Raw genomic sequence first — 21829 nt, 5'->3', positions numbered from 1 at the left:
TCACAGGCAGCACACAATCTGGCGGTATGCTTGCAGGCTTGTCCTGCTGCAGCCCGCGTGGCCTTCCGTGCCCGTGCATGCCGCAGGCCCTTTTGCTGGAGATTCCATGTCGATTGCCGCTGTTCGCCGCTCTGTTTCGTCTGCCCGCGCCGTGCGCCGTCTGGGGGCTGTGGCCCTCGCGGCCGCTCTGACGGTGGGCTTGAGTGCCTGCGGTGGGGGCGATCGGGTCAAGACCTTCACGCCTTCACGCATGATCTCCTTCGGTGACGAGCTCAGTTTCATCGGCACCCAGACGGTCGGTGGCGTCACCGTGGCGGGGCAGAAATACGGCGTGAACTATGTGGTCAAGGACCAGGCCTTCTTCATCGATGGTGAGTACCAGACCAACGACGCCGTGTTGAGCAGTCTGTCTGCGGAAACTTATGCAAACCCGGTTTATTCGGTCGATACCGGCGCGCTGCGGTTGATCCGCGAAGAGACCTCGACCACCTTCAACACCAGCCCGGTTCACAAGCGGCAGCAACGCACCTTGTGGGCCTGCAGCCTGGAAGGTCGTTTGTGGATCCAGGTGCTCGCCAACAGCTACAACCTGGGTTACGGCACGGCCTGCCCAGCCGACAAGACCGGGGCTGAAACCTATGCCCAGGTTGGCGCCAAGGTGGACGACGTGATCGCAACCTTCGGTGCACGCCGTGGCGAACTGCGTGAGGGCGTGCTGGTGACTGTGTGGGTTGGACAGAATGACGTGCTGGAGCAACTGGCCCTGGTCAAGGTCACGCCCAGTCAGCTGGATGCCGCCAAGACCGAGCTCAAAGCCCGTGGCGAGCGCCTCGGTCAGGCCATCAATGGGCTGTTGTCGACAGGGGCTCGTGTGGTGGTTGTGACCGTTCCGGATCTTGGCAAGGCGCCTGGTGCCGCCGGTTACAACACCACGGTCAACGAGCTCACGCAAGCCTTCAATGCGGGCCTCATCGGTCTCAACGGGGTGGTCAACGACGGCACCAAGGTCGGTTTGGTCAAGGCTTACGACCTGATCAAGGACATTGCCGAAAATCCCGCCAATTACGGCAGCATCAACACCACCCAGGCCATGTGCAACACATCGGCCCTGTTCAAGCCGGACGGTTCCGCCTCGTCGTCGCTGCTCGACTGTGTGTACGACGGCGCGCAAACCGTCGGCGGCAGTTCGACGGTCGCGGGTGCCCTGCTGTACAGCCACCTGTGGGCCAGTGACTATGTGCTGGGGCCGACGGGGCAGGCCAAAGTCGGTGCTCTGGCCTTCACCCGGGTCAGCAACAACCCGTTCTGATGTGCGTGGCCCCCAAGGGGCCGGTCATTGCTTTCCGTACACCAGCTTCATCAGCAAAATGGCCATGGCCAGGCTCAGCGTGATGGCGTTGGCCACCGTGATGGGCCACGAGCCCATGGCCATGCCGTACAGCAGCCACAGGGCGACGCCCGTGGTGAATGCGCTGTACATGCCCAGAGAGATGCCGCTGACATCTTTCGTGCGGAACGTCAGCCAGGCCTGAGGGATGAAGGAGCCGGTGGTCAGCATGGCCGCCAGGCTGCCGACGCCTTCGATCACGGTGGCGTCCAGGGTGCTGAGGCCGGGCACAAACAAGCTCATGGGGTGTCCTGCGAAATCCATTGCAACAGGGCCTGCAGCGCGGGGCGCGCCTTTTCGGCCTTCGGGTCGTTGACGACGGCCACCACCAGGTAGCGCTGGCCACGGGAGGCATGCACCACCCCCGCCAGGCTCACCACGTCGTCCAGTGAGCCGGTTTTCAGATGGGCCTGGCCCACGGCGCCGGTCATGCGGCGCGCGGTGCCGTCCACGCCCGCAATCGGCAGTGACGCCAGCCATTCGGGCATTTGCGGTGACTGCCACAGGGCCTTCAGCCAGTGGCCCATGCAGCGGGCGGTCGCGCCTTCGGTGCGCGACAGGCCGGCGCCGTTGTCCAGCACCAGGTGCTCACCTTCACAAGGGCTGGCCCCGTCCGGGCCCTGGGTGCGCAGGCGCACGTGCCGGGCGGCCACGTCGCGGGCCACGGTCAGGGCATCGCCAGCCAGCGGCGGCTGAGCCGGGCCATGCGGCGTGGCCAGGCTCAGGAAGAGCTGGCGCGCCATCACGTTGTTGCTGAACTTGTTGATGTCGCGAACCACCTCGTGCAAGGGCGGTGAGGTCCAGGTGGACCACACGGGCTGGCCAGGGGGCCACGGGCCCTCGCGCACCTGTCCGTCGAGGCTGCCGCCCAGGGCCTGCCAGGCGGCCAGCCAGGTGCGGGCGCTGTGTTCGAGCGGTGTGCTGGAGGGCCAGCGGATCGGCCAGTTCTGCGCCAGGCACGCTGTGGGGTAGCGCCCTTGCAGACGCAAACTGCGTTCGCCGACGTCCGATGGGGCCTCCAGCCGGATGCCTTCGCGCCAGTTGCCACAAGGGCCGTCTGACAAGGTGAGCTGGTTGATCACCGTCACGCCGTCCATCGGGGGGCTGAGTCGCACGCGGGGGCGGGTGGGGCCGTCCAGCTCGAAGCGCAGGGTCACCGCCCCGTGGGCCACCAGCCAGGCCGAGGCCCCGGCGTTGTAGGGCTTCCAGGGCGCGTTGTCGAAGGCTGCGGCGTCATGTGGCGGCAAGGTCCAGAGGCTGTGGTCCACCACCACGTCACCGCGGATGCGTCGCAGTCCCTGCTCGCGCCACTGGGTCAGGGCCTCGCGCAGGCGCATGCCGTCCAGCGAAGGGTCACCCGAAGCCCGGATGTGCACCGACCCCTGCAGGTCGCCGTCGGGGCTCAGTGTGCCGGTCAGGCCGATCGGTGTCTGCCAGGTGGCGGCCGGCCCCAGGGTCTGAAGCGCGACGCCGGTGGTCACCAGCTTCATGACCGAGGCCATGCGCCGTGGGCTGTCGGGGGCAATGGCCAGCAGGGGCTGCTCGGCCTCGACAGCCTGCACCCACACCGACACGCTCTGGGCGGACAGGCCGGTCGCCTGCCAGGCGGAGGCCAATGCGCTGGGCCAGCGGGAGGCGTGCTCGGTGGGCACCTGTGCTTGTGCCTGTGTCCCATGCGCAAGGGCCAGGGACACCCCCAGCGCAAACACCCGACTGACCAAGGCAGGCGGGGGCAGGGCAGGCAGACGGCTGAGCATGCGCGCATGATAGTGGCGACTGCGGAAGCGTTGCGCCACAAAGGGCCGGTGGGCCGCCAGTCGGTACACTGGCGGCATGTCTGAAACGCCTTGCCTGATCGCCCTGGACACCGCCACCGAGGTCGTGCACCTCGCCCTTTGTCAGGGCGAGCGCACCTGGGTGCGGGCGCTGGGCGGGGGCGCCCAGGCCTCGGCCAGTCTGCTGCCTGGCGTGCAGGCTTTGCTGGACGAAGCGGGTGTGCCACGCAGCGCCTTGCAGGCCATCGCCTTTGGCCGGGGGCCTGGGGCCTTCACGGGCCTGCGCACGGCGTGTTCGGTGGCGCAAGGCCTGGCCCTGGGGCTGGGGCTGCCCGTGTTGCCGCTGGACACCCTGGCCCTGGTGGCTGAATCGGCCCGTCAGCGCTGCACCCCTTTGGCGACGCAGTTGAGCGACCACCCGGCAACCGTGGTGTGGGTGCTGCAAGACGCCCGCATGAGCGAGGTGTATGCGCAGCCCTGGGGGTGGCGCCCGGCGCAGGGCTGGTGTGCGCTGGCGCAGCCGGCCTTGTGGCCTGCGGCCCGGCTGACCGACACCGCGCTGGCTCATGTGACGGCTTCTCCCGATGCCACGGGCCTCGGCCGGGTGTGGGCCTGTGGCACGGCGCTCGCGGCATTCCCCGAACAGGCGCAGGCCCTGGGTGCAGCCGGCGTGGGCTGTGTGCCAGAAGCCGCACCCGAGGGCGCCGCACTGGCCGTGCTGGCGCGGCAGGCCTGGGCCCAGGGGCTGGCTTGCGATGCGGCGCTGGCGCTGCCCTTGTACGTGCGAGACAAGGTGGCCCAGACCACGGCAGAGCGAGCGGCCGACCGGGTGGCCGCGGCTTTGGCGGAGCGTGCCTGATGGCGGCCCTGTCTGGGGTGGCCCCTCAGGGTTCGGGATCGGTGTCGCCCTTGCTGGCGGAACTGGTGCTGCGCCCCATGAGGCCCGAGGACATCCCTGCCGTGGTGGCCTTCGAGCAGCTGGCCTGTGCGCACCCGATCCACGCCTGGACGCCGGACAACTACCGATCCTCGCTGGCCAGCGGCTACTGGACACGGGTGGCCTGCCTGCCCGATGGGGGGGTGGTCGGGGTGTGCGTGGTCATGTTCGGTGTCGACGAGCTGCACCTGCTCAACATCGCCGTGGCCGACCGCGTGCGCGGGCAGGGCGTGGCCAGCCTGCTGCTGGACCTGCTGGTGGCCCTGGCGCGCACGCACCGTCAGGAAGCCATCTGGCTGGAAGTGCGCCCGAGCAATGGGCGCGCCCGCGCGCTGTATGCCCGCCACCAGTACCTGGCGGTGGGCCTGCGCAAGAACTATTACCCGGCTGTGGGCGGTCGAGAAGACGCCGTGGTCATGAAGCGGGAGGTGGCCCTTGACGCCGCGCTGGACTGATCGCCGACTGGCCATGCTGCGCGAGCTGGGCGTGCAGAACTTCTGGCCCGTCACAGCCGATGAGGCCGAAGCGCGCCCCGTGGTGGTGGCGCCGGGCGAGCCGGTGGCGCCCACCGTGTCTGCCGAACCGGCAATGGCCGGCTCAGCGGGCCCCGTGGCCCACGGCACGAGGCCCGCGAGTGCGCTTGCGCCTGCGGCCCCACCCTCGCCAGCCATGGGTCGACCGCCCAAGGCCGATCCCGAGGCGCGGGGCCAGGCCCCGCGTGTGTTGCCCTCCGTGTCGGCTGAGGCCCTGGCGCTGGGCCCTCGCCCCGTGGGCGTCGAGGCCATGGACTGGCCGGCCTTGCGCGAGGCTGTGTCTGGCTGCCAGGCCTGCGGCCTGTGTCACTCCCGCCGGCAGACCGTGTTCGGCGTGGGCCATCCGCAGGCGCACTGGATGCTGGTGGGCGAAGCCCCTGGCGAGCAGGAAGACCGTCACGGCGAGCCCTTCGTGGGCCGCGCAGGCCAATTGCTCGACCGCATGCTGACGGCCGTGGGACTGACCCGCGCCGAGGCGCCGCCTGAAGAGCAGGTGTTCATCGCCAACGTCATCAAGTGCCGGCCCCCCGGCAACCGCAACCCCCAGCCCGAAGAAGTGGCCCAGTGCGAGCCTTTCCTGTTGCGTCAGGTGGCGCTGGTGCAGCCCCGCCTGATCGTGGCGATGGGCCGCTTCGCCGTGCAGTCGCTGCTGAAAACTGCCGAGCCCATCGGCAAGCTGCGCGGTCGCGTGCATGACTTCCAAGGCGTACCGCTGGTGGTCACCTACCACCCGGCCTATCTGCTGCGCAACCCGGCCGACAAGGCCCTGGCCTGGGACGACCTGTGTCTGGCGCGCGAGGTGCTGTCTGACGCAAGTTCACATCGTGGGATGGACAGCGGCACCTAGTGGCGACAGCATATGGTGGCGCCATGACGCCACCATTCACCACAGGAGCCCTCCCATGCACACTCGCGTTTCGATTGCCGCCACCACACCTGCCACCACACCTGCCGCCACCACGGCCACCAACACAGGCGCCAAAGGCCGACGTCAGTTCCTGGTGAACACCTCAGCGGCCGGGCTGGCTCTGGCCACCGGCGCCGCCTGGTGGCCCTCTGCCGCGCGAGCCTCGTCGGCCATGAGCCTGCCGCCTCTGCCGTTTGCCGAGCAGGCGCTCGATCCGGTCATCTCGGCGCAGACCCTGTCTTTTCACTATGGCAAGCACCACAAGGGTTACTTCGACAACCTGGTCAAGCTCATCCAGGACACGCCCCAGGCCGAGCAATCGCTGGAGAGCCTGATCACCAGCTCGGCCGGGCAGCCTGCCAAGACCGCCCTGTTCAACAACGCGGGTCAGGTGTGGAACCACACCTTTTATTGGCAGGGCCTGAGGGCCAAGGGGGGCGGGGTGCCGCCTGCCGCCCTGAAGCAGAAGATCGAGCAGTCGTTTGGCTCGGTCGATGCGCTTCGGCAGGAGCTGGCCAAAGCCGCTGCGGCCCAGTTCGGCAGCGGCTGGGTCTGGCTGGTGCTGCAAGATGGCCAGTTGAGGGTCACCCGCACCGGTGGTGGCGACAGCCCTCTGACCGTGGGTGCCAGGCCTTTGCTGGCCCTGGATGTCTGGGAGCACGCCTACTACCTCGACTACCAGAACCGCCGCGTCGACCACATCCATGCCGTGACCGACAAGCTGGTGAACTGGGGTTTCGTGCAGGACAACCTGGGCTGAATGCCCGCGTGGCGTGACTCAGTCACCCAGGTAGCGCTGCCGCCTGAACCACCACAGCAGGCCGACCACCACCAGGCCCATCAGGCCCAGGGCCACCCAGAAGCCGGCCGAGGTGTGGATCAGGGGCAGGAAGTCGAAGTTCATGCCGAACACCCCGGTGATCAGGTTCAGCGGCAGGAACACGGCCGTCAGCACCGTCAGCGTCTTCATGATGTCGTTGGTGCGGCTGCCCTGCAGCGAGAAGTGCATCTGCACGGCGCTTTCGGCCGAGGCCTCCAGGCGGCGCACATGGGTCAGCACCCGTTCGATGTGCTCGTGCACGTCGCGAGAGCGCACCCTCAGCAGCTCGCGCTCGCGGGCTGCGCCGCGGTCCTCGGGCATGGGCCATTCGTCGAGGGCGTCGATCCATTCCTGCACGGCACTGCGCTGGTCTTCGCAGGTGTCTTCCAGCAGGTGCAGGGCGTTGCGCGATTCCAGCAGGGCCTGCCAGCTGGTGAATCGGTTGCGTGCCGACAGCAGCTCGTGCTGCAGGTAGCCGAACTGGCGGGTCAGCAGTCGGCGCAGGTCGAGGTAGCTGTCGACCATGTGGTTGACCACCCGCAGCATCAGGTCGGCTGGGCTGGCCGGCATGCGGCTGCCCGTGCCGCGCCCATGGCCCCCGCCGTGGTCGTTCAGGCCTTGCAGGGCCGGATCGGCGCCCAGGTGGGCGTCTTCGTCCGGTGCGGGGTTCAGCAGCGGCTCAGGGCGCGGGTCGTGTTCCGAGCGGCTCTGCATCGCGCCGATCTGGCTGAAGCGCTGCACGAAGAAGTCACGCACCGAGCAATCGGTGGGGTGCACGGTCAGCAGCAGCTTGTCGAACAGCGCGAAGCCCACGGGGCTGGTGTCGATGCTGGCCAGGGCCTGGCGGGCCGAACTGGCCGTGCCGTGCTCTTCATCCAGGAACATGCGCTCGGTGCCCGGCCGTGCGGCCAGGCGGCGGAACACCAGCAGGTCATACCACGAGGTGTAGTCGTACTGCGAGGGCAGCTGCGGGTTCAGCAGGTCGGACACGTGCAGGTCGACCAGGTTGCCGCCGGTCAGACGCTGCAGCTGCCCCTGGATGTCGGCCAGCTGCACCTCGAACTCGCGCCTGCCGGAGGTCACCCACAGAAAGCCCGGCCCCTGCAGGTGGGTGGGCCACTCAGGCAGTTCGGTGAAACCGTCATGGATCCAGAAAAAACGCACGGCACTCCCAGGAGGGGCAGGTGATCGACGAGACGCGGATGCTGGGGAGCTTAACGTGCCTGCAGCTGGCGAGCGGCTTCCAGTGCGAAGTAGGTCAGCACGCCGTCGGCGCCCGCACGCTTGAAGGCCAGCAGGCTTTCCATCATCACGGCGTCGTGGTCCAGCCAGCCATTGGCGGCGGCGGCCTTGAGCATGGCGTATTCACCGCTGACCTGGTAGGCGAAGGTCGGCACGTGGAACTCGTCCTTCACGCGGCGCACGATGTCCAGGTAGGGCATGCCGGGCTTGACCATGACCATGTCGGCCCCCTCGGCGATGTCCAGGCCCACCTCGCGCAGGGCCTCGTCGCTGTTGGCCGGGTCCATCTGGTAGACCTTCTTGTCGGCCTTGCCCAGGTTGCCCTTGCTGCCCACCGCGTCGCGGAAGGGCCCGTAGAAGGCGCTGGCGTACTTGGCGCTGTAGGCCATGATGCGGGTGTGGATCAGGCCCTGCGATTCCAGCGCCTGGCGGATGGCGCCGATCCGGCCGTCCATCATGTCGGAGGGGGCCACGATGTCCACGCCGGCTTCGGCCTGCACCAGGGCCTGGCGGGTCAGCACGGCCACGGTCTCGTCGTTCAGGATGTAGCCGGTGTCATCGAGCAGGCCGTCCTGCCCATGGCTGGTGAAGGGGTCGAGCGCCACATCGGTCATCACACCGAGCCCAGGGAAGCGGCTTTTCAGCTCGCGCACGGTGCGCGGCACCAGCCCCTCGGGGTTCAGCGCTTCCTGGCCGTCGGGGGTTTTCAGGCTGGGGTCGATCACAGGGAACAGCGCCATGACCGGAATACCCAGGGCCACGCACTGTTCGGCTGCCTCGAACAGGGCCGAACGGCCCAGGCGCTTCACCCCTGGCATCGAGGGGATGTCTTGCGTACCCTCGGCCTGGTCCAGCACGAACACCGGGTAGATCAGATCCGCTGATGTGAGCGCATGCTCACGCACCAGGCGGCGTGTGAACTCGTCTTTGCGCAGGCGGCGGGGGCGGTGGTGCGGGAAGTGCTGCAGGAAGGACATGGCGTGCGGTGCGTGGCAGGGGCGTCAGCGGGGCCCGGTCTTCATGACAAAACGATGAGAAATGTGCGATTTCGGACATCTCGACTTCGCATGTTCGGCGAACCGGTCTATAATTGATCCCGGATGATACGCCGCAAGGCCTCATCCCCTGCTTTTCCTCCCTGAGCAGGTGCCTTACCGTGATGACAGCGCTAAGGCTTCACAGCCCCGGCATTCAGCCGGGGCTCTTTTTTTTCCAGAATCAGCCCTTGGCTGGCCGGTGGCTGCTTGTTGCGGCGCCGCATAATGCCTCCATGCTCTGGATCAAAGCCCTCCACATCATCTTCGTGGCCAGCTGGTTTGCAGGCCTGTTCTACCTGCCCCGGATCTTCGTGAACCTGGCCGAGGTGCCCAAGGACAGCCATGCCGAGCGCGAGCGCCTGTTGCTCATGGCCCGCAAACTGTACCGCTTCACCAGCATCCTGATGGGCGTGGCCCTGGTGCTGGGGCTGATCCTGTGGCTGCATTACGGCATTGGCCGCGGCCCGGGCAATGGCTGGATGCACGCCAAGCTGGCCCTGGTGGTGGGCGCCATCGGGTACCACCATGTGTGCAAGGCCCGCCTGCGTCGCTTTGAAGACTTCTCCAACACCAAGAGCCATGTGTGGTTCCGGGTGTTCAACGAGGTGGCGGTGCTGCTGTTTGCCGCCATCGTGATCCTGGTGGTCGTCAAGCCTTTCTGACGCGGCCTGCCCGCGCCTGCCGCCCAAGGCTTTCCGCATGTCCCTTTACCGCAGTGCGGCCTGGCCCCTGACCTGGATCGCCGTGGCCTTGGTGGTGTACGCCACGCTGTACCCCCTGTCGGGCTTTGTCTGGCCATCTCCGGGGGTGTTCGGCTGGGCCCTGCCCAAGCTGCCCTCCGAGCAGACCAAGGACCTGGTCGAGAACCTGCTGGGCTACATGCCCCTGGGCGCCATCATGTGCCTGGCCTTGCTGCGCAGTGGCTGGCATGTGGGCCTGGCGGCCGTGGGGGCCCTGCTGGGTTGTTCGGCCTTGTCCTACGGACTGGAGCTCGCGCAGTTCATGCTGCCCACGCGCACCCCATCCATCTCTGACTGGACGCTCAACACCTTGGGTGCAGCATGGGGCGTGATGGCCGCCATCACCCTGCATGCCCTCGGCCTGGTCGACGTTTGGCACCGCCTGCGTGAGCGCTGGTTCATCCCTCAGGCGGGCTGGGGGCTGGCCTTGCTGTGGATGTGGCCCCTGGGCCTGCTGTTCCCGCCGCCTTTGCCATTGGCGCAGGGCCAATTGTGGCCACCCCTGAAGCTGTGGCTGGTCGATGTGCTGGCCGACACCCCCTGGCAGCACTGGCTGGTGCCCGAGGCCGACCCTTTGTCGGTGTTCCTGCCGCTGGCCATGACCCTGCCGGCGCCCTGGTGGCAGCCCCTGCGGGATGTGCTGATCGTGGCCCTGGGCGTGCTGGCACCCATGTGCCTGGCCTGCGCCGTGGCGCGTCCCATGGGGCTGCGCCTGGTGCTGCTGGCCGGCGCCGTGGCCATGGCCGTGCTGGGCTCCAGCTTGTCGGCCGCGCTGAACTTCGGGCCCGAGCACCTGCTGGTGTGGCTGAACGTGCAGGCTGTCGAGGGCCTGCTGCTCGGCTCGGTGCTCGGCGCCTTGCTCCTCGATCGCAGCCGCACCGCCGCCGCGCTGGCCGGCATGGCGGTGCTGGCGGGCCTGGTGGTGCTCGTGCATGGCCTGCCGCAAGACCCCTACCATGCGCTCACCCTGCAGGCATGGGAGCATGGGCGCTTCGTGCGTTTTCACGGTTTGTCGAGGTGGTTCGGCCTGCTGTGGCCCTATGCGGCCTTTGTCTGGCTGCTGGGCCGTGCGGCTTCCCGCGCCCTCGACACCCCCACCCACTCCTAGAATGCACCCATGAGCTATTACGAGCGCCACATTTTTTTCTGCCTCAATGAACGCCCCAACGGCGAAGATTGCTGCGCCCTGCACGGTGCCAAGGCGGGCTTCGACCATTGCAAGCAGCGCGTGAAAGAGGCCGGTCTGGCCGGCCAGGGCAAGGTGCGTGTGAACAAGGCCGGGTGCCTGGACCGCTGTGCCGGAGGCCCGGTGGCTGTGGTTTACCCCGAAGGCACCTGGTACACCTTTGTCGACCAGGCCGACATCGACGAGATCGTCGACAAGCACCTGGCCAAGGGCGAGGTGGTCGATCGCCTCGTGCTGTCGCCCTGCATCGGCCGCTGAGGGGGCAGGTGCGCGCATGATCGGACGACCTGCTTCCGAGCTGATCGAGGGGCCCGCGGGCGCCCTCGAAGTGGTGGTCGAAGGCCCGGATGCCGCCGCTGCAGCTTCGGAGGGCGTCGAGCCCCCGCGCGGCCTGGTGGTGGTGGCCCACCCGCACCCCTTGATGGGCGGCACCATGGACAACAAGGTGGTTCACACCCTGGTGCGGGCCTTCGTGATGGAAGGTTGGGTGACCGTTCGGTTCAACTTCCGTGGCGTGGGCCGGTCCGAGGGGGCCTGGGACGAAGGCCGTGGCGAGGTCGACGACCTGCTGGCCGTGCTGGCCCACCACCGCATGGACCCGGCCTGGCGCACCCTGCCGGTGGCCCTGGCGGGTTTCTCGTTCGGCGGGCGGTGTGCCGCGGTGGCGGCCGAGCGCCTGGCCGCGCAGGGCCAGGGCCTGCACGCCCTGGTGCTGGTGAGCCCTGCGGTGCGCTACGGTGTGCCCCATGTGCCGGCCGACACGCTGGTGCTGCAAGGCGAGTCAGACGACGTGGTGCCCTTGGCCGACATCCTCGATTGGGCCCGGCCCCAGAGCCTGCCCCTGACCGTGCTGCCTGGCGCGGGTCATTTTTTCCATGGTCAGCTGCACACCGTGCGCCACGTGGTTCGTCAGCACCTGGCCGCCCGCCGGCCGGTGTCGCCCTGAGCGGGGTGCCGGCGTTCGCAACGTGCCTTGGCATTTCTTTACCTCCGCACCGGCGTGCGGGGCTTGAGTTCCTCCGGGCGGGCCCCATTTGCCCCCCGGTCTTTTGCAGTGTTCACACAATGCCCTCTTCCTCCACGTTCTCCCGTGCCCTGTCGGCCCTGACCCTGTCGGTCGGCCTGAGCCTGCTGGCCGCGCCGGCCCTGGCCCAGTCGGCTCCCACCGCCAGCGCGTCGGCTGCCCCCTCGGCCCTGATGCCCTTGCCACCGGAGGTGGCCGCCCGCGCCTTCATCCTTCAGGACCTGTCCACCGGCATGACCCTGGCCTCGCGCCAGCCCGATCAGACGGTCGAGCCGGCGTCGCTGACCAAGCTGATGACGGCCTACCTCGTCTTCCAGGCCCTGCAGGCCAACAAGCTGCAGCTCACCCAGGAACTGCCAGTGTCCGAGCGTGCCTGGCGCACTGGCATGACCGGGGCCTCGCGCACCTTCATCCAGGTCAACACCCGCGTGAAGGTCGATGACCTGATCAAAGGCATGATCGTTCAGAGCGGCAACGACGCCACCGTGGCCCTGGCCGAAGCGGTGGGCGGCACGGTCGAGAACTTCGTCGACATGATGAACCGCCAGGCCCAGGCCTTCGGCCTGAAACAGACCACCTTCAAGAACCCCGAAGGCCTGACCGCGCCAGGCCACACCACCACGGTGCGTGAGCTGTCGGTCATTGCCACCCGCCTGATCACCGACTTCCCGCAGTCGCTGCCGTATTACTCCCAGAAGGAGTTCACCTACAACGGCATCAAGCAGCCCAACCGCAACCTGCTGCTCTACCGCGACCCCACGGTCGATGGGCTGAAGACCGGCTACACCGACGCCGCCGGCTACTGCCTGATCTCCACCGCCAAGCGCCCGGTGCCTGGCAACCCGGGGGCCACCCGCCGCCTGCTGAGCGTGGTGGTGGGCACTGCCTCGCCCGAGGCCCGTGCCAACGAAAGCCAGAAGCTGCTGAACTGGGGCTATGGCGCCTTCGACGTGGTCAAGCTGTTCGATGGCGGCCAGGCCGTGACCACCGCCCCGGTGTGGAAGGGCGCCGCCAGCACCGTGAAGCTGGGCCGCACCCAGCCCCTGGTGGTGGTGGTGCCGCGCGGTCAGGCGGGCCAGATCAAGACCAGCGTGGTGCGCCAGGACCCGCTCATGGCCCCCTTGACCCGTGGCCAGAGTGTTGGCACGCTGAAGGTGCAGATCGGGGGTCAGACCTGGCAGGAAATGCCCCTGCAGTCACTGGATGCGGTGCCCAGCGCCGGGTTCTTCGGCCGCGCCTGGGACGCCCTGCGCCTGGCCATCCAGTGATCCCCGCGCCTTTTCCGTCGGAGCCTTCCATGACCACGCCCCAGATCCCGCCCGAAGAGTCGCTGATCGAGTACCCCTGTGATTTCCCCATCAAGGTGATGGGCTTGCACGACGAGGCCTACATCGACCAGATCGTCGCCCTCGTCGTCGCGCACGCGCCCGAGTTCGACGCAGGGCGGCACCTCGTGCGCCGGCCCAGCAGTTCGGGCAAGTACATCGGCCTGACGCTCACGGTGCGCGCCACCAGCCGCGAACAGCTCGACACCATCTACCGTGCCGTGACCGGTCATCCGCAGACCAAGTACGTGCTCTGACCCTTTTTCGTCCTCCCCCCCTCCCGTTCGGGGTGGTCGGCCTGCCGAAAACCCTGAGCCACCCCCCGCATACAATCGTTGACCGCCCGGGCCTGTGCCGGGCAGAAGGATCCTGTCGTGTTCATTTCCAATGCTTACGCCGCCGATGCGGCCGCTTCTTCCACCAGTGGCCTGATGGGCATGCTGCCCCTCGTCCTGATGTTCGTGGTCATGTACTTCCTCATGATCCGCCCGCAGATGAAGAAGCAAAAGGAAACCCAGGCCATGCTGTCGGCCCTGGCCAAGGGCGACGAAGTCGTCACCCAGGGTGGCCTGCTGGGCAAGATCAGCAAGCTGGGCGACACCTTCGTGTCCCTGGAAGTGGCCCCCGGCACCGAACTGCAGGTGCAGCGCGTGGCCATCATCCAGGTGCTGCCCAAGGGCACCCTGAAGTAATCGAAGGTCGGACATGAACCGTTACGCCTGGTGGAAATACCTGCTGATCGCCACAGCCCTGGTGATCGGCACCCTCTACAGCCTGCCGAACTTCTTCGGCGAAGCCCCGGCCGTGCAGCTGTCCAGCGGCAAGTCCACGGTCAAACTCAGCACCGACGACCGTGCGCGCGTGGAAGCGGCCCTGAGTGCGGCTGGCATCCAGCCTGACTTCGTCGAGTTCGAGGGCGGCTCCATCAAGGCCCGGTTCAAGGACACCGACACCCAGATCAAGGCCCGCGATGCCCTGACCAAGGCCTTCAACCCTGACCCGGCCGACCCGCGTTACATCGTGGCGCTGAACCTGCTGTCGCGCTCGCCCCAGTGGCTGCGCAGCCTGCATGCCGCGCCCATGTACCTGGGCCTGGACCTGCGCGGTGGTGTGCACTTCCTGATGCAGGTGGACATGCGCGCGGCCGTCACCCAGAAGGCCGAAAGCCTGTCGGGTGACCTGCGCACCCTGCTGCGCGACAAGGACCTGCGCCATGGCGGCATCCGCCGTGACGGCGACAATCTGGTCATCCGCTTCCGCGACGAGGCCACCCGCAAGGCCGCCTCTGCGGTGGTGGCCGACAACCTGCCCGATCTGGTCTGGACGCCCGGCACCGATGCCAGCGGTGACCTGACCCTGCAAGGCGTGCTCAAGCCCGAGGCCCTGCGCAAGATCCAGGATCAGGCGCTCAAGCAGAACATCACCACCCTGCACAACCGGATCAACGAACTCGGCGTGGCCGAGCCCGTGATCCAGCAGCAAGGCGCCGACCGCGTGGTCGTGCAGCTGCCCGGCGTGCAGGACACCGCCAAGGCCAAGGACATCATCGGCCGCACCGCCACCCTGGAGGTGCGCATGGTCGACGACGGCGCCGAGGCCCAGGCCGCCCTGGCGGGCGGCTCGGTGCCCTTTGGCACCGAAAAGTACCAGGAGCGTGGCGGCATGCCCCTGATTGTCAAGCGCCAGGTGGTGCTGACCGGCGACAACCTCACCGATGCCCAGTCGGGCTTCGATGAAAACCAGGAGCCGGCCGTTCACCTCACGCTCGACTCGCGCGGCGCCCGCATCTTCCGCGACGTCACCCGCGAGAACGTGGGCAAGCGCATGGCCATCCTGCTGTTCGAAAAGGGCAAGGGTGAAGTGGTCACCGCGCCAGTCATCCGCGGCGAAATCGGCGGTGGCCGCGTGCAGATCTCGGGTCGCATGACCCCGGAAGAAGCCGCCGACACCGCCCTGCTGCTGCGCGCCGGTTCGCTGGCTGCGCCCATGGAAATCATCGAAGAGCGCACCGTGGGCCCCAGCCTGGGTGCCGAGAACATCGAAATGGGCTTCAAGAGCCTGGTCTACGGCTTTGTGGCCGTGGCGGTGTTCATGTGCATCTACTACATGCTGTTTGGCGTGTTCTCCACCATCGCGCTGGCCGTGAACCTGCTGCTGCTGGTGGCGGTGCTGTCCATGCTGCAGGCCACGCTGACACTGCCCGGCATCGCGGCCATCGCCCTGACGCTGGGCATGGCCATCGACTCGAACGTGCTGATCAACGAGCGCGTGCGCGAAGAGCTTCGCAATGGAGCCCCGCCGCAGTCGGCCATCCATGCCGGCTACGAACACGCCTGGGCCACCATCCTCGACTCCAACATCACCACCCTGATCGCCGGCGTCTCGCTGCTGGCCTTCGGCTCGGGCCCGGTGCGTGGCTTTGCGGTGGTGCACTGCCTGGGCATCCTCACCTCGATGTTCTCGGCTGTGTTCTTCTCGCGCGGTCTGGTCAACCTCTGGTACGGCCGCCAGAAAAAGCTCAAGAGCGTGTCCATCGGCCAGGTCTGGAAGGCACAGGAGTAAATCATGGAGTTCTTCCGCATCAAGCGCGACATCCCGTTCATGCGGCATGCGCTGGTTTTCAATGTCATTTCGTTCCTGACCTTCGCTGCCGCGGTCTTCTTCCTGGTCACGCGCGGGCTGCACCTGTCGATCGAATTCACGGGGGGCTCGCTCATCGAGCTGCAGTACGCCCAGAGCGCCAACATTCCGAAGGTGCGTGAGGCGGTCGAATCGCTCAAGTACGGCGATGTGCAGGTGCAGAACTTCGGCACCTCGCGCGATGTGCTGGTGCGCCTGCCCCTGCGCGGCGACATGAAGCAGGGCCAGGTGGTCGAGCAGGTGTTTGCCGCGGTGTGCAAGGCCGAAGGTGGCCAGGTGTCGGTGGACCAGGGCGACAAGGGCGCCCGCCAGGTGTGCCGAGCCGGGGCCACCGAGCCTGTCAGCTTGCAGCGCAGCGAGTTCGTGGGCCCGCAGGTGGGCGACGAACTGGCCCGCGACGGGGCCCTGGCCCTGGGCGTGACCGTGCTGGGCATCATGATCTACCTGGCCATCCGCTTCGAATGGAAGTTCGCAGTGGCCGGCATTGTGGCCAACCTGCACGACGTCATCATCATCCTGGGCTTTTTTGCCTTCTTCCAGTGGGAGTTTTCGCTGTCGGTGCTGGCGGCCGTGCTGGCCGTGCTGGGCTACTCGGTGAACGAATCGGTCGTGATCTTCGACCGCATCCGTGAAACCTTCCGCAAGCAGCGCAAGATGAGCGTGAGCGAGGTGATCGACCACGCCATCACCAGCACCACCAGCCGCACCATCATCACCCACGGCTCGACCGAGGCCATGGTGCTGGCCATGCTGATCTTCGGTGGCCCCACGCTGCACTACTTTGCCCTGGCCCTGACCATCGGCATCGTGTTCGGCATTTACTCGTCGGTGTTCGTGGCGGCGGCCCTGGCCATGTGGTTGGGCATCAAACGCGAAGACCTGATGAAAAGCGTCAAGAAAGACGCCGACCCCAACGATCCGAACGCCGGCGCTGTGGTGTAGAGTCATTTGACTCTACTCATGCAGGCTCGATGACCCTCGGTTCCCCGCGCGACCTCGCGCGACTTGCTCGCCGCACCTTCCTGGATACAGTGCTCCGAGGCACTGCATCGCTGGTGTCGGCGTGCGCCGAAGGGGCGCGTCTGCTGGCCTCGCAGACGGCCGAACCGGGTCTGTATGCCCGGCGGCGCGAGCTGGTTCTGGCCTGGCCCGCCAGCAGTGCGCCCTGGGCTCAGGGACTGAACCAGTCGCTTCGGGCGGCCCTTGATGTGCTGGAGCGCGGAGGCACTCCCAGCACCCGTCCCATGGGTCTGCCTGCCACTGCAGAGGGCGCCAACGGCGCCCCCATCTTCAGCCTGGTCGATGATGCGGTGGTCGAACTCGACCTCATGGCATCGCGCCTGACCCAGGCTGTGGCTGACAAGGCTGGCTGGCAATTCACCGACCTGTGTTCTCGCCTGCGGGGCCTGTTGCCGGAGGACCCCAATCCCGGCGAAGCTGCAGGCGATGTGCTCAAGCCGGCCATGCTCTCGCGCTGGGTGCTGGATGCCTGGATGGCTGCGGGGCTGACCGCCGACCACTGGAAGACGCTGCAGAACGTGTTGCACGACGAGGTGGCAGCCTTGGCTGAAGAGGCCTACCACGAAGCCAACCGCCTGCTGCTGGAGCATGGTGTGGCCCCCGAGATCGATCTGCGCCCCTTCATTCGGCGTGCCCGTGACGTGGGCATCGTGCAACCCATGGCGCCCAGCCCCGGCGTGGGCTCGCGCGTGTCAGGCGGCGGCCTTGGCGCGCTGGGTGCCGGCAGCAACCGTGTCACGGCCATGGGCAGTGCCGGGGCCGTGTCCTATGACGAAACCCGCCTCATGACCCAGGCGCCCGGTTTGGGCCGAGTGCCGCAGGCTGCCCGTTCCCAGGCGGTGCTGGGCAAGCTGAACCAGGTGGTGGCCCGTCAGGTGCCGGGCTTCGACCCCACCCAGTTGATGGGCCAGCCAGACGGGGCGGTCGCCCTGGCAACAGGCCTGAGCCAGGCCATGGCCCGCACCGAGGCGGCCGTGCGTCAGCAGGTCGACGTGCCGGTGGGTGAGCGCCCCGAGCCTGCTGCGCTGGCCCGCGAGCTGATCGAGCGCAAGCGTGAGCTCAAACAGGCGGCCGGCAGCCCCACCGAGCGCGCCACCATCGAGGTGGTGGCGCTGCTGTTCCAGGCCATCCTGATGGAAGAGCGCCTGCCGGCCACCGTGCGGGTGTGGTTTGCTCGCCTTCAGATGCCCGTGCTGCGTGTGGCTGTGGCCGAACCCGACTTTTTCGCCACGCTGGACCACCCGGCGCGCCTGCTGATTGACCGCATGGGCGCCTGCGTGATGGGCCTGGCCGGTGCCGTCGAACAGCCGGAAACCCAGGGGGACCTGCTGCTCAAAGAGGTGCGCCGTGTGGTGCAGACCGTCGAGGCCTACCCCGACACCGGCCGCCGCGTGTTCCAGACCGTGCTGGTCGAATTCGAAAAGTTCCTGGAGAACTATTTCAAGGAAGGCAACGATGCCAGCCGCAAGGGCGTCTCGCTGGCCCAGCAGCTGGAGCAGCGAGAGGCCTACGCCATCCAGTACACCATCGAATTGCGCAAGATGCTGGAGGCGGTGCCCGTGCACGAGGGCATCCGCGAGTTCCTGTTCAAGGTCTGGGCCGATGTACTGGCGCAAAGTGCGGTGCTGGGAGCCCCCGGCAGCGATGACACCCGCGAGCTCAAGCAGATGGCCGCCGACCTGATCTGGTCGGCCAGCGCCAAGAACAGCCGCGAAGAACGCAACCAGGTGCTCCAGCGCCTGCCGCCTCTGCTCAAGCTCCTGCGTCAGGGCATGGCCCGCGCGGGCCTGAGTGCCGAGCGCCAGGAGCAGCATCTCAAGGCCTTGAATGTGGCCTTGCAGGCGGCCTTCACGGCCAAGTCGGCCACGATTTCGCCCGAGCGTCTGCGCGAGATCACCCAGCGCCTCAATGCGCTGGACCAGCTGCTGCCCGAGATGGACGATGTCGAACTCGACACCGACACCCTGCGTGACCTGTCGGGTTACGACAGCGAAGACCTGGAAGTGGTGGCCACCGGGGGCACCATGCCCACGCCGGCCATGCTGGCCTGGGCGCGCGAGCTCAAGCTGGGTGCCTGGTTCCAGCTCGACTACCGTGACCGTCAGGAGCGCGTGCAGCTGGCCTGGCAAGGCCGCAACAAGCTGCTGGCCCTGTTCGTCTCGCCGCAAGGGCGCGGCGTGCTGTTCCAGCTCAATCGGCTGGGTGCTTTCTTGCAGGCCGGCTTGCTGGTGCCGCTGGAAGAAGAATCGCTCACGGTGCGTGCCACGCGCGATGCACTGGCCAAACTCGATGCCGATCCGCAACGTTTGCTGAACTGAGCGAGGTCGGAAAAGCGGCCGGGGCGTGAAATAAGCCCCAAGCACCGCCGCTTATCTTTCCGTCCACTGAAACAGGTTTTGACACCATGGAGGGGCAGGCTCTTAAAGGCTCCCCCCATGAAGCTGTTTGGCAAGCGACGGACCAGGAACGCACAACGACTCGGCGTGGCACGCATTGGCGGCACCGCGGCAGCCGTGCGCCTGAGCCTGCCCGCTGAGGGGCGCCCCTCGGTGTCGTGGCTGTGGCAGGCCCAGCCTGACGGACTCACCGACCTCATCCGCAACCTCAAGCGCGCCCACGGCCGCGCCGTGCCGGCTGCATCGCTGGTGCTGGCCCGTGGTGAATACGCCCTGATTTCGACTTCGGCCCCCGATGTGCCCCAGCCCGAATGGGCCGATGCCTTGCGCTGGAGCCTGCGCGACCAGGTCGATTTCGCGCTGGAAGAAGCCGCCATCGATGTGTTGCCGCTGCCTGAAGGTTCGCAGAACCGCATGTCGCGCTCGTGCATGGCCGTGATGCTGCCGGGTGACAAGGGCCGCACGATCGAGCTGGAGTCGGACGACGAGGGCATGCGATGGGCCGCCTACGAGGTGACCGAATCGGCCCTGCGCAACATTTGCGCCCTGGGCGAAACCGAGGGCAAGGCCCACGCCTTGATGGTGTTTGGTGACGACTACGGCATGCTGGTGGTCACCTTCCAGGGTGAGCTGCTGATGACCCGCACCATCGAGGTGGTGGCCCACGCCGTGGCGGGCAATGTCGAGGGCCGCGGCAATGCCGTGGGGCGCGCGGGCCTGGAGGTGCTGCGCACGCTGGACACCTTCGAGCGCATGCACAGCCAGGTGCAGCTGTCGGAGCTGACCGTGGCCATGCCGGCGGGAGCCGAAGGCATGGTCGAGGTGTTGGCTGACCTGGTCTACGTGCCGGTGCGCCAGCTGGAGCTGGGCGCCTGGCTGGACTGCAAGCCGCAGGACGAGGCCGCTCAGGCCCTGATGACCACCCCGACTTTCGCCGAGCTTTGTGCGTTGGGTGCAGCCCTGCGCGATGTGGGCGAGGCTCGCGGGCAGCACCAGCTGCAGCTCCTGACAGCCCGGCAATCCCAGGGCCCCGAGCCCTTCGGGCTGGACTTCGGCGTGAAGCTGGCCGCCGGTGTGGTGGGGGGGGTGGTGGTGGTGAGCATGGGCCTCAACGCCTTGTCTGCCCGCATGACCATGCGTGCCGAAACCGCCGAAAAGGCCCTGGTGGACGGCGCGGTGAATCTGCCCAAAGGCCCACCACGCCCTCAGTCGATGGGGGAGCTCGAGGCCCTGCGCGAGACCGAACGCACGCAGCGCAGCCAATACGACGCCATCCAGCGCCTGACCGCCAGCACCAGTGCACCCTATTCGGAGTACTTCAAGGCCCTGGCCCGCCAGGCCGTGGGCGACCTGTGGATCACGGGCCTGACCATCTTGCCCAATGGGCAGGATCTGGAGCTCAGTGGCCGCATGATCGGCCCGCAGCAGCTGCCGGGCTATCTGGCCCGCCTGGGGCAGGAGCCTCAGTTTCAGGGCAAGCGCTTCGCGCAGCTCGAAATGAAATCACTGGGTGAACAGCAGGCCGCCTTGGCCGGCATCACGGCCTTTACCCTCAAGGCCAGGGCGGGCGGTAATGCCAGGGCGCCAGTGGGGGCCGCATCGGCTGTCGAGGCGGCCCAAGCCCCCGCGTCCAGTGCATCGACCGCACAGCCGGCGCCAGGAGCGCAGCCATGAGCAAGATCGACTTCAGTCAGCTGCAGGGGCTGGAAGACCAGGCCCGACGCCGCTGGCGCCAATGGCGCCGCCAGCACGCTGCACGAACCCTCAGCGAGCGTCGCCTGCTGGTGATCGCCGGTGCCGCGGTGTGCTGGTATCTGCTGGACCTGAGCCTGTTCACCCCGGCATGGTCACGCTACAAGGCGGCCAGCCTGCGCGCCACCACGGCCGAGTCGGCCGTGCGTGCCCGCGATGCCGAGGTGGCTCGGCAAGGCCAGGACCTGGCCCTGATGGAGGGGCAGCTCAAGGGAGAGCTGGAGCGCCTGCGCGCCAGCGTCAAGCAGCAGGCCAAGGCCCTCGATGAGCTGCAGTCAGGCCTGGTGCCTGCCGGCGAGATGCGGCAGGTGATCGAAGGCCTGCTGGCCCGCAACGGCAATCTGGGCCTGGTCAGCATGAAGACCCTGAGCCCCGAAGACATCACCAAGGCGGGACTGAGCCCGCAGGACGCTTCGGGCCTGTACCGACAAGGGCTGGAGGTGGTCATGACCGGCGGCTTCAACGACCTGCTCGCCTGGCTGGTCACGGCCGAGCAGATGCCCCGCAAGCTGCTGTGGCAAGGCCTGGTGCTCAGCACCGACGACACCGGCCGCCTGTTGCTCAATGTGCGCGTGCTGACGGTCAGCCCCGACGCCGAACCGCTGGAGATCACTGCGCCATGACCCTGCGACCTCATGTTCTGGGCGCCCTGTGGGCCGCTGGTGCGCTGGGCCTGCCCTGGTGGGCGGGCACGGCACACGCACAGGCGGACCCCACCCGCCCGACCTTCGCCATCCCGATGGCCGCGCCGCCGGGGCTGCCCCAGGGCGCGGGCAACAGCCCGGCACTGGGGGCAGGCATGGGCGCTGTGATGCGGCCCGCGCGACCCGCCGCCGTGCATGTGCCACGCGTGAGCTCGGTGGTGGTGGGGGGCGCTGCCATGAGCAGTGCAGTCATCGACGACCGCGTGTACCGACTGGGCGACAAGGTGCCCGAGCTGGGCACCCTGGTGGCCATTGACGGCTCTGGCGTGAACCTGCGCACGGGCAGCGGCGGCAGCCGCCGCCTGGCCCTGTGGTCGCGCAAGGCCTTGCCCTCTGCTGCCAAGGTGGCCAAGGCCGCCAGTGCACCGAACTCTTCTGCCACCCCTGTGGAGGCCAAGGAATGA

22 protein-coding genes are annotated in these 21829 nt (G+C 67.6%); 18 read left to right on the top strand and 4 right to left on the bottom strand.

Annotated elements, in window-relative coordinates; genetic code table 11:
- Positions 1 to 106 precede the first annotated feature (106 nt).
- Positions 107 to 1309 (top strand): SGNH/GDSL hydrolase family protein, encoded by a 1203-nt coding sequence (locus EYS42_RS09645; protein WP_130967935.1) that lies wholly within the window; start codon positions 107 to 109, stop codon positions 1307 to 1309.
- Positions 1310 to 1333: 24 nt separating this feature from the next.
- Here the strand turns inward: EYS42_RS09645 and EYS42_RS09640 are convergent, their stop codons facing one another.
- A complete protein-coding gene (locus EYS42_RS09640; protein ID WP_207301141.1) occupies positions 1334 to 1630 on the bottom strand; it encodes a SemiSWEET transporter in 297 nt (98 codons plus the stop codon).
- Positions 1627 to 3222: a D-alanyl-D-alanine carboxypeptidase/D-alanyl-D-alanine endopeptidase gene (gene dacB, locus EYS42_RS09635; RefSeq protein WP_130967934.1), complete on the bottom strand. Its 1596-nt coding sequence runs from the start codon at positions 3220 to 3222 to the stop codon at positions 1627 to 1629. The genes EYS42_RS09640 and dacB overlap by 4 nt, the downstream gene beginning before the upstream one ends.
- Between dacB and tsaB the strand changes: the two genes are divergently transcribed.
- From tsaB to EYS42_RS09615, 4 genes are read left to right on the top strand one after another with little or no spacing between them, the layout of a single operon-like run.
- Positions 3221 to 4021, top strand: coding sequence for a tRNA (adenosine(37)-N6)-threonylcarbamoyltransferase complex dimerization subunit type 1 TsaB (gene tsaB, locus EYS42_RS09630; RefSeq protein WP_130967933.1), 801 nt, complete (start codon positions 3221 to 3223; stop codon positions 4019 to 4021). The genes dacB and tsaB overlap by 2 nt on opposite strands.
- Entirely contained in the window at positions 4021 to 4554 is a 534-nt protein-coding gene (gene rimI / locus EYS42_RS09625) for a ribosomal protein S18-alanine N-acetyltransferase (protein WP_130967932.1), read from the top strand. Before tsaB ends, rimI begins: the two co-directional genes overlap by 1 nt.
- 13 nt (positions 4555 to 4567) lie before the next feature.
- Positions 4568 to 5479 (top strand): uracil-DNA glycosylase, encoded by a 912-nt coding sequence (locus EYS42_RS09620; RefSeq protein ID WP_130968009.1) that lies wholly within the window; start codon positions 4568 to 4570, stop codon positions 5477 to 5479.
- Between the two features lie 55 nt (positions 5480 to 5534).
- Positions 5535 to 6299, top strand: a complete 765-nt coding sequence (locus EYS42_RS09615; RefSeq protein WP_130967931.1) for a superoxide dismutase — start codon at positions 5535 to 5537, stop codon at positions 6297 to 6299.
- 18 nt (positions 6300 to 6317) lie between these two features.
- Here EYS42_RS09615 and EYS42_RS09610 read toward each other — a convergent pair whose 3' ends face one another.
- Together EYS42_RS09610 and hemB are read right to left on the bottom strand one after the other, a co-directional pair.
- Positions 6318 to 7523: a magnesium transporter CorA family protein gene (locus tag EYS42_RS09610; protein WP_245503581.1), complete on the bottom strand. Its 1206-nt coding sequence runs from the start codon at positions 7521 to 7523 to the stop codon at positions 6318 to 6320.
- Positions 7524 to 7573: 50 nt separating this feature from the next.
- Positions 7574 to 8578, bottom strand: coding sequence for a porphobilinogen synthase (gene hemB, locus EYS42_RS09605; RefSeq protein ID WP_130967930.1), 1005 nt, complete (start codon positions 8576 to 8578; stop codon positions 7574 to 7576).
- Between the two features lie 293 nt (positions 8579 to 8871).
- Here hemB and EYS42_RS09600 point away from each other — a divergent pair, with 293 nt between their 5' ends.
- The 13 genes from EYS42_RS09600 (at position 8872) to EYS42_RS09540 (ending at position 21829) form a co-directional block, all read left to right on the top strand.
- Positions 8872 to 9300, top strand: coding sequence for a CopD family protein (locus EYS42_RS09600; RefSeq protein WP_130967929.1), 429 nt, complete (start codon positions 8872 to 8874; stop codon positions 9298 to 9300).
- Positions 9301 to 9337: 37 nt separating this feature from the next.
- The gene (locus tag EYS42_RS09595; RefSeq protein ID WP_130967928.1) at positions 9338 to 10486 is read left to right on the top strand and encodes a VanZ family protein; all 1149 of its coding nucleotides are present in this window, start codon (positions 9338 to 9340) and stop codon (positions 10484 to 10486) included.
- Between the two features lie 9 nt (positions 10487 to 10495).
- Entirely contained in the window at positions 10496 to 10822 is a 327-nt protein-coding gene (locus EYS42_RS09590) for a (2Fe-2S) ferredoxin domain-containing protein (RefSeq protein WP_130967927.1), read from the top strand.
- Positions 10823 to 10838: 16 nt separating this feature from the next.
- A complete protein-coding gene (locus EYS42_RS09585) occupies positions 10839 to 11510 on the top strand; it encodes an alpha/beta hydrolase (RefSeq protein ID WP_130967926.1) in 672 nt (223 codons plus the stop codon).
- 119 nt (positions 11511 to 11629) lie between these two features.
- Entirely contained in the window at positions 11630 to 12856 is a 1227-nt protein-coding gene (locus EYS42_RS09580; protein ID WP_130967925.1) for a D-alanyl-D-alanine carboxypeptidase family protein, read from the top strand.
- Positions 12857 to 12885: 29 nt separating this feature from the next.
- Positions 12886 to 13170, top strand: a complete 285-nt coding sequence (locus tag EYS42_RS09575) for a YbeD family protein (protein ID WP_130967924.1) — start codon at positions 12886 to 12888, stop codon at positions 13168 to 13170.
- A gap of 117 nt (positions 13171 to 13287) precedes the next feature.
- Positions 13288 to 13605, top strand: a complete 318-nt coding sequence (gene yajC / locus EYS42_RS09570; protein WP_130967923.1) for a preprotein translocase subunit YajC — start codon at positions 13288 to 13290, stop codon at positions 13603 to 13605.
- A gap of 13 nt (positions 13606 to 13618) precedes the next feature.
- Complete coding sequence (gene secD / locus EYS42_RS09565; RefSeq protein WP_130967922.1) at positions 13619 to 15475, top strand: protein translocase subunit SecD; 1857 nt, start codon at positions 13619 to 13621, stop codon at positions 15473 to 15475.
- A gap of 3 nt (positions 15476 to 15478) precedes the next feature.
- Positions 15479 to 16495: a protein translocase subunit SecF gene (gene secF, locus EYS42_RS09560; RefSeq protein WP_130967921.1), complete on the top strand. Its 1017-nt coding sequence runs from the start codon at positions 15479 to 15481 to the stop codon at positions 16493 to 16495.
- A gap of 29 nt (positions 16496 to 16524) precedes the next feature.
- On the top strand, positions 16525 to 18891 hold the full coding sequence (locus EYS42_RS09555; protein ID WP_130967920.1) for a DUF1631 family protein: 2367 nt from the start codon (positions 16525 to 16527) through the stop codon (positions 18889 to 18891).
- A gap of 165 nt (positions 18892 to 19056) precedes the next feature.
- Positions 19057 to 20643: a PilN domain-containing protein gene (locus EYS42_RS09550; protein ID WP_130967919.1), complete on the top strand. Its 1587-nt coding sequence runs from the start codon at positions 19057 to 19059 to the stop codon at positions 20641 to 20643.
- Positions 20640 to 21344, top strand: a complete 705-nt coding sequence (locus tag EYS42_RS09545) for a type II secretion system protein M (RefSeq protein ID WP_130967918.1) — start codon at positions 20640 to 20642, stop codon at positions 21342 to 21344. The genes EYS42_RS09550 and EYS42_RS09545 overlap by 4 nt, the downstream gene beginning before the upstream one ends.
- Positions 21341 to 21829, top strand: coding sequence for a hypothetical protein (locus tag EYS42_RS09540; protein ID WP_130967917.1), 489 nt, complete (start codon positions 21341 to 21343; stop codon positions 21827 to 21829). Before EYS42_RS09545 ends, EYS42_RS09540 begins: the two co-directional genes overlap by 4 nt.

The sequence above is a fragment of the Aquabacterium lacunae genome, assembly GCF_004310865.1.
In the GTDB taxonomy this organism is placed as follows: Bacteria; Pseudomonadota; Gammaproteobacteria; order Burkholderiales; family Burkholderiaceae_C; genus Aquabacterium; species Aquabacterium lacunae.
The sequence above is the reverse complement of the archived record's forward strand: the minus strand, read 5'-3'. Positions and strand labels throughout refer to the sequence as shown.

Bases quoted from the DNA above. Each gene is read 5' to 3' on its own strand.
- EYS42_RS09545 (WP_130967918.1), top strand. From the start codon at position 20,640: ATGAGCAAGATCGACTTCAGTCAGCTGCAGGGGCTGGAAGACCAGGCC.
- EYS42_RS09620 (WP_130968009.1), top strand. From the start codon at position 4,568: ATGCTGCGCGAGCTGGGCGTGCAGAACTTCTGGCCCGTCACAGCCGAT.
- EYS42_RS09555 (WP_130967920.1), top strand. From the start codon at position 16,525: ATGACCCTCGGTTCCCCGCGCGACCTCGCGCGACTTGCTCGCCGCACC.
- EYS42_RS09580 (WP_130967925.1), top strand. From the start codon at position 11,630: ATGCCCTCTTCCTCCACGTTCTCCCGTGCCCTGTCGGCCCTGACCCTG.
- EYS42_RS09585 (WP_130967926.1), top strand. From the start codon at position 10,839: ATGATCGGACGACCTGCTTCCGAGCTGATCGAGGGGCCCGCGGGCGCC.
- hemB (WP_130967930.1), bottom strand. From the start codon at position 8,578: ATGTCCTTCCTGCAGCACTTCCCGCACCACCGCCCCCGCCGCCTGCGC.
- dacB (WP_130967934.1), bottom strand. From the start codon at position 3,222: ATGCCGCCAGTGTACCGACTGGCGGCCCACCGGCCCTTTGTGGCGCAA.
- EYS42_RS09575 (WP_130967924.1), top strand. From the start codon at position 12,886: ATGACCACGCCCCAGATCCCGCCCGAAGAGTCGCTGATCGAGTACCCC.
- EYS42_RS09595 (WP_130967928.1), top strand. From the start codon at position 9,338: ATGTCCCTTTACCGCAGTGCGGCCTGGCCCCTGACCTGGATCGCCGTG.
- EYS42_RS09645 (WP_130967935.1), top strand. From the start codon at position 107: ATGTCGATTGCCGCTGTTCGCCGCTCTGTTTCGTCTGCCCGCGCCGTG.
- EYS42_RS09615 (WP_130967931.1), top strand. From the start codon at position 5,535: ATGCACACTCGCGTTTCGATTGCCGCCACCACACCTGCCACCACACCT.
- tsaB (WP_130967933.1), top strand. From the start codon at position 3,221: ATGTCTGAAACGCCTTGCCTGATCGCCCTGGACACCGCCACCGAGGTC.
- secD (WP_130967922.1), top strand. From the start codon at position 13,619: ATGAACCGTTACGCCTGGTGGAAATACCTGCTGATCGCCACAGCCCTG.
- EYS42_RS09640 (WP_207301141.1), bottom strand. From the start codon at position 1,630: ATGAGCTTGTTTGTGCCCGGCCTCAGCACCCTGGACGCCACCGTGATC.
- rimI (WP_130967932.1), top strand. From the start codon at position 4,021: ATGGCGGCCCTGTCTGGGGTGGCCCCTCAGGGTTCGGGATCGGTGTCG.
- EYS42_RS09590 (WP_130967927.1), top strand. From the start codon at position 10,496: ATGAGCTATTACGAGCGCCACATTTTTTTCTGCCTCAATGAACGCCCC.
- secF (WP_130967921.1), top strand. From the start codon at position 15,479: ATGGAGTTCTTCCGCATCAAGCGCGACATCCCGTTCATGCGGCATGCG.
- EYS42_RS09600 (WP_130967929.1), top strand. From the start codon at position 8,872: ATGCTCTGGATCAAAGCCCTCCACATCATCTTCGTGGCCAGCTGGTTT.
- EYS42_RS09540 (WP_130967917.1), top strand. From the start codon at position 21,341: ATGACCCTGCGACCTCATGTTCTGGGCGCCCTGTGGGCCGCTGGTGCG.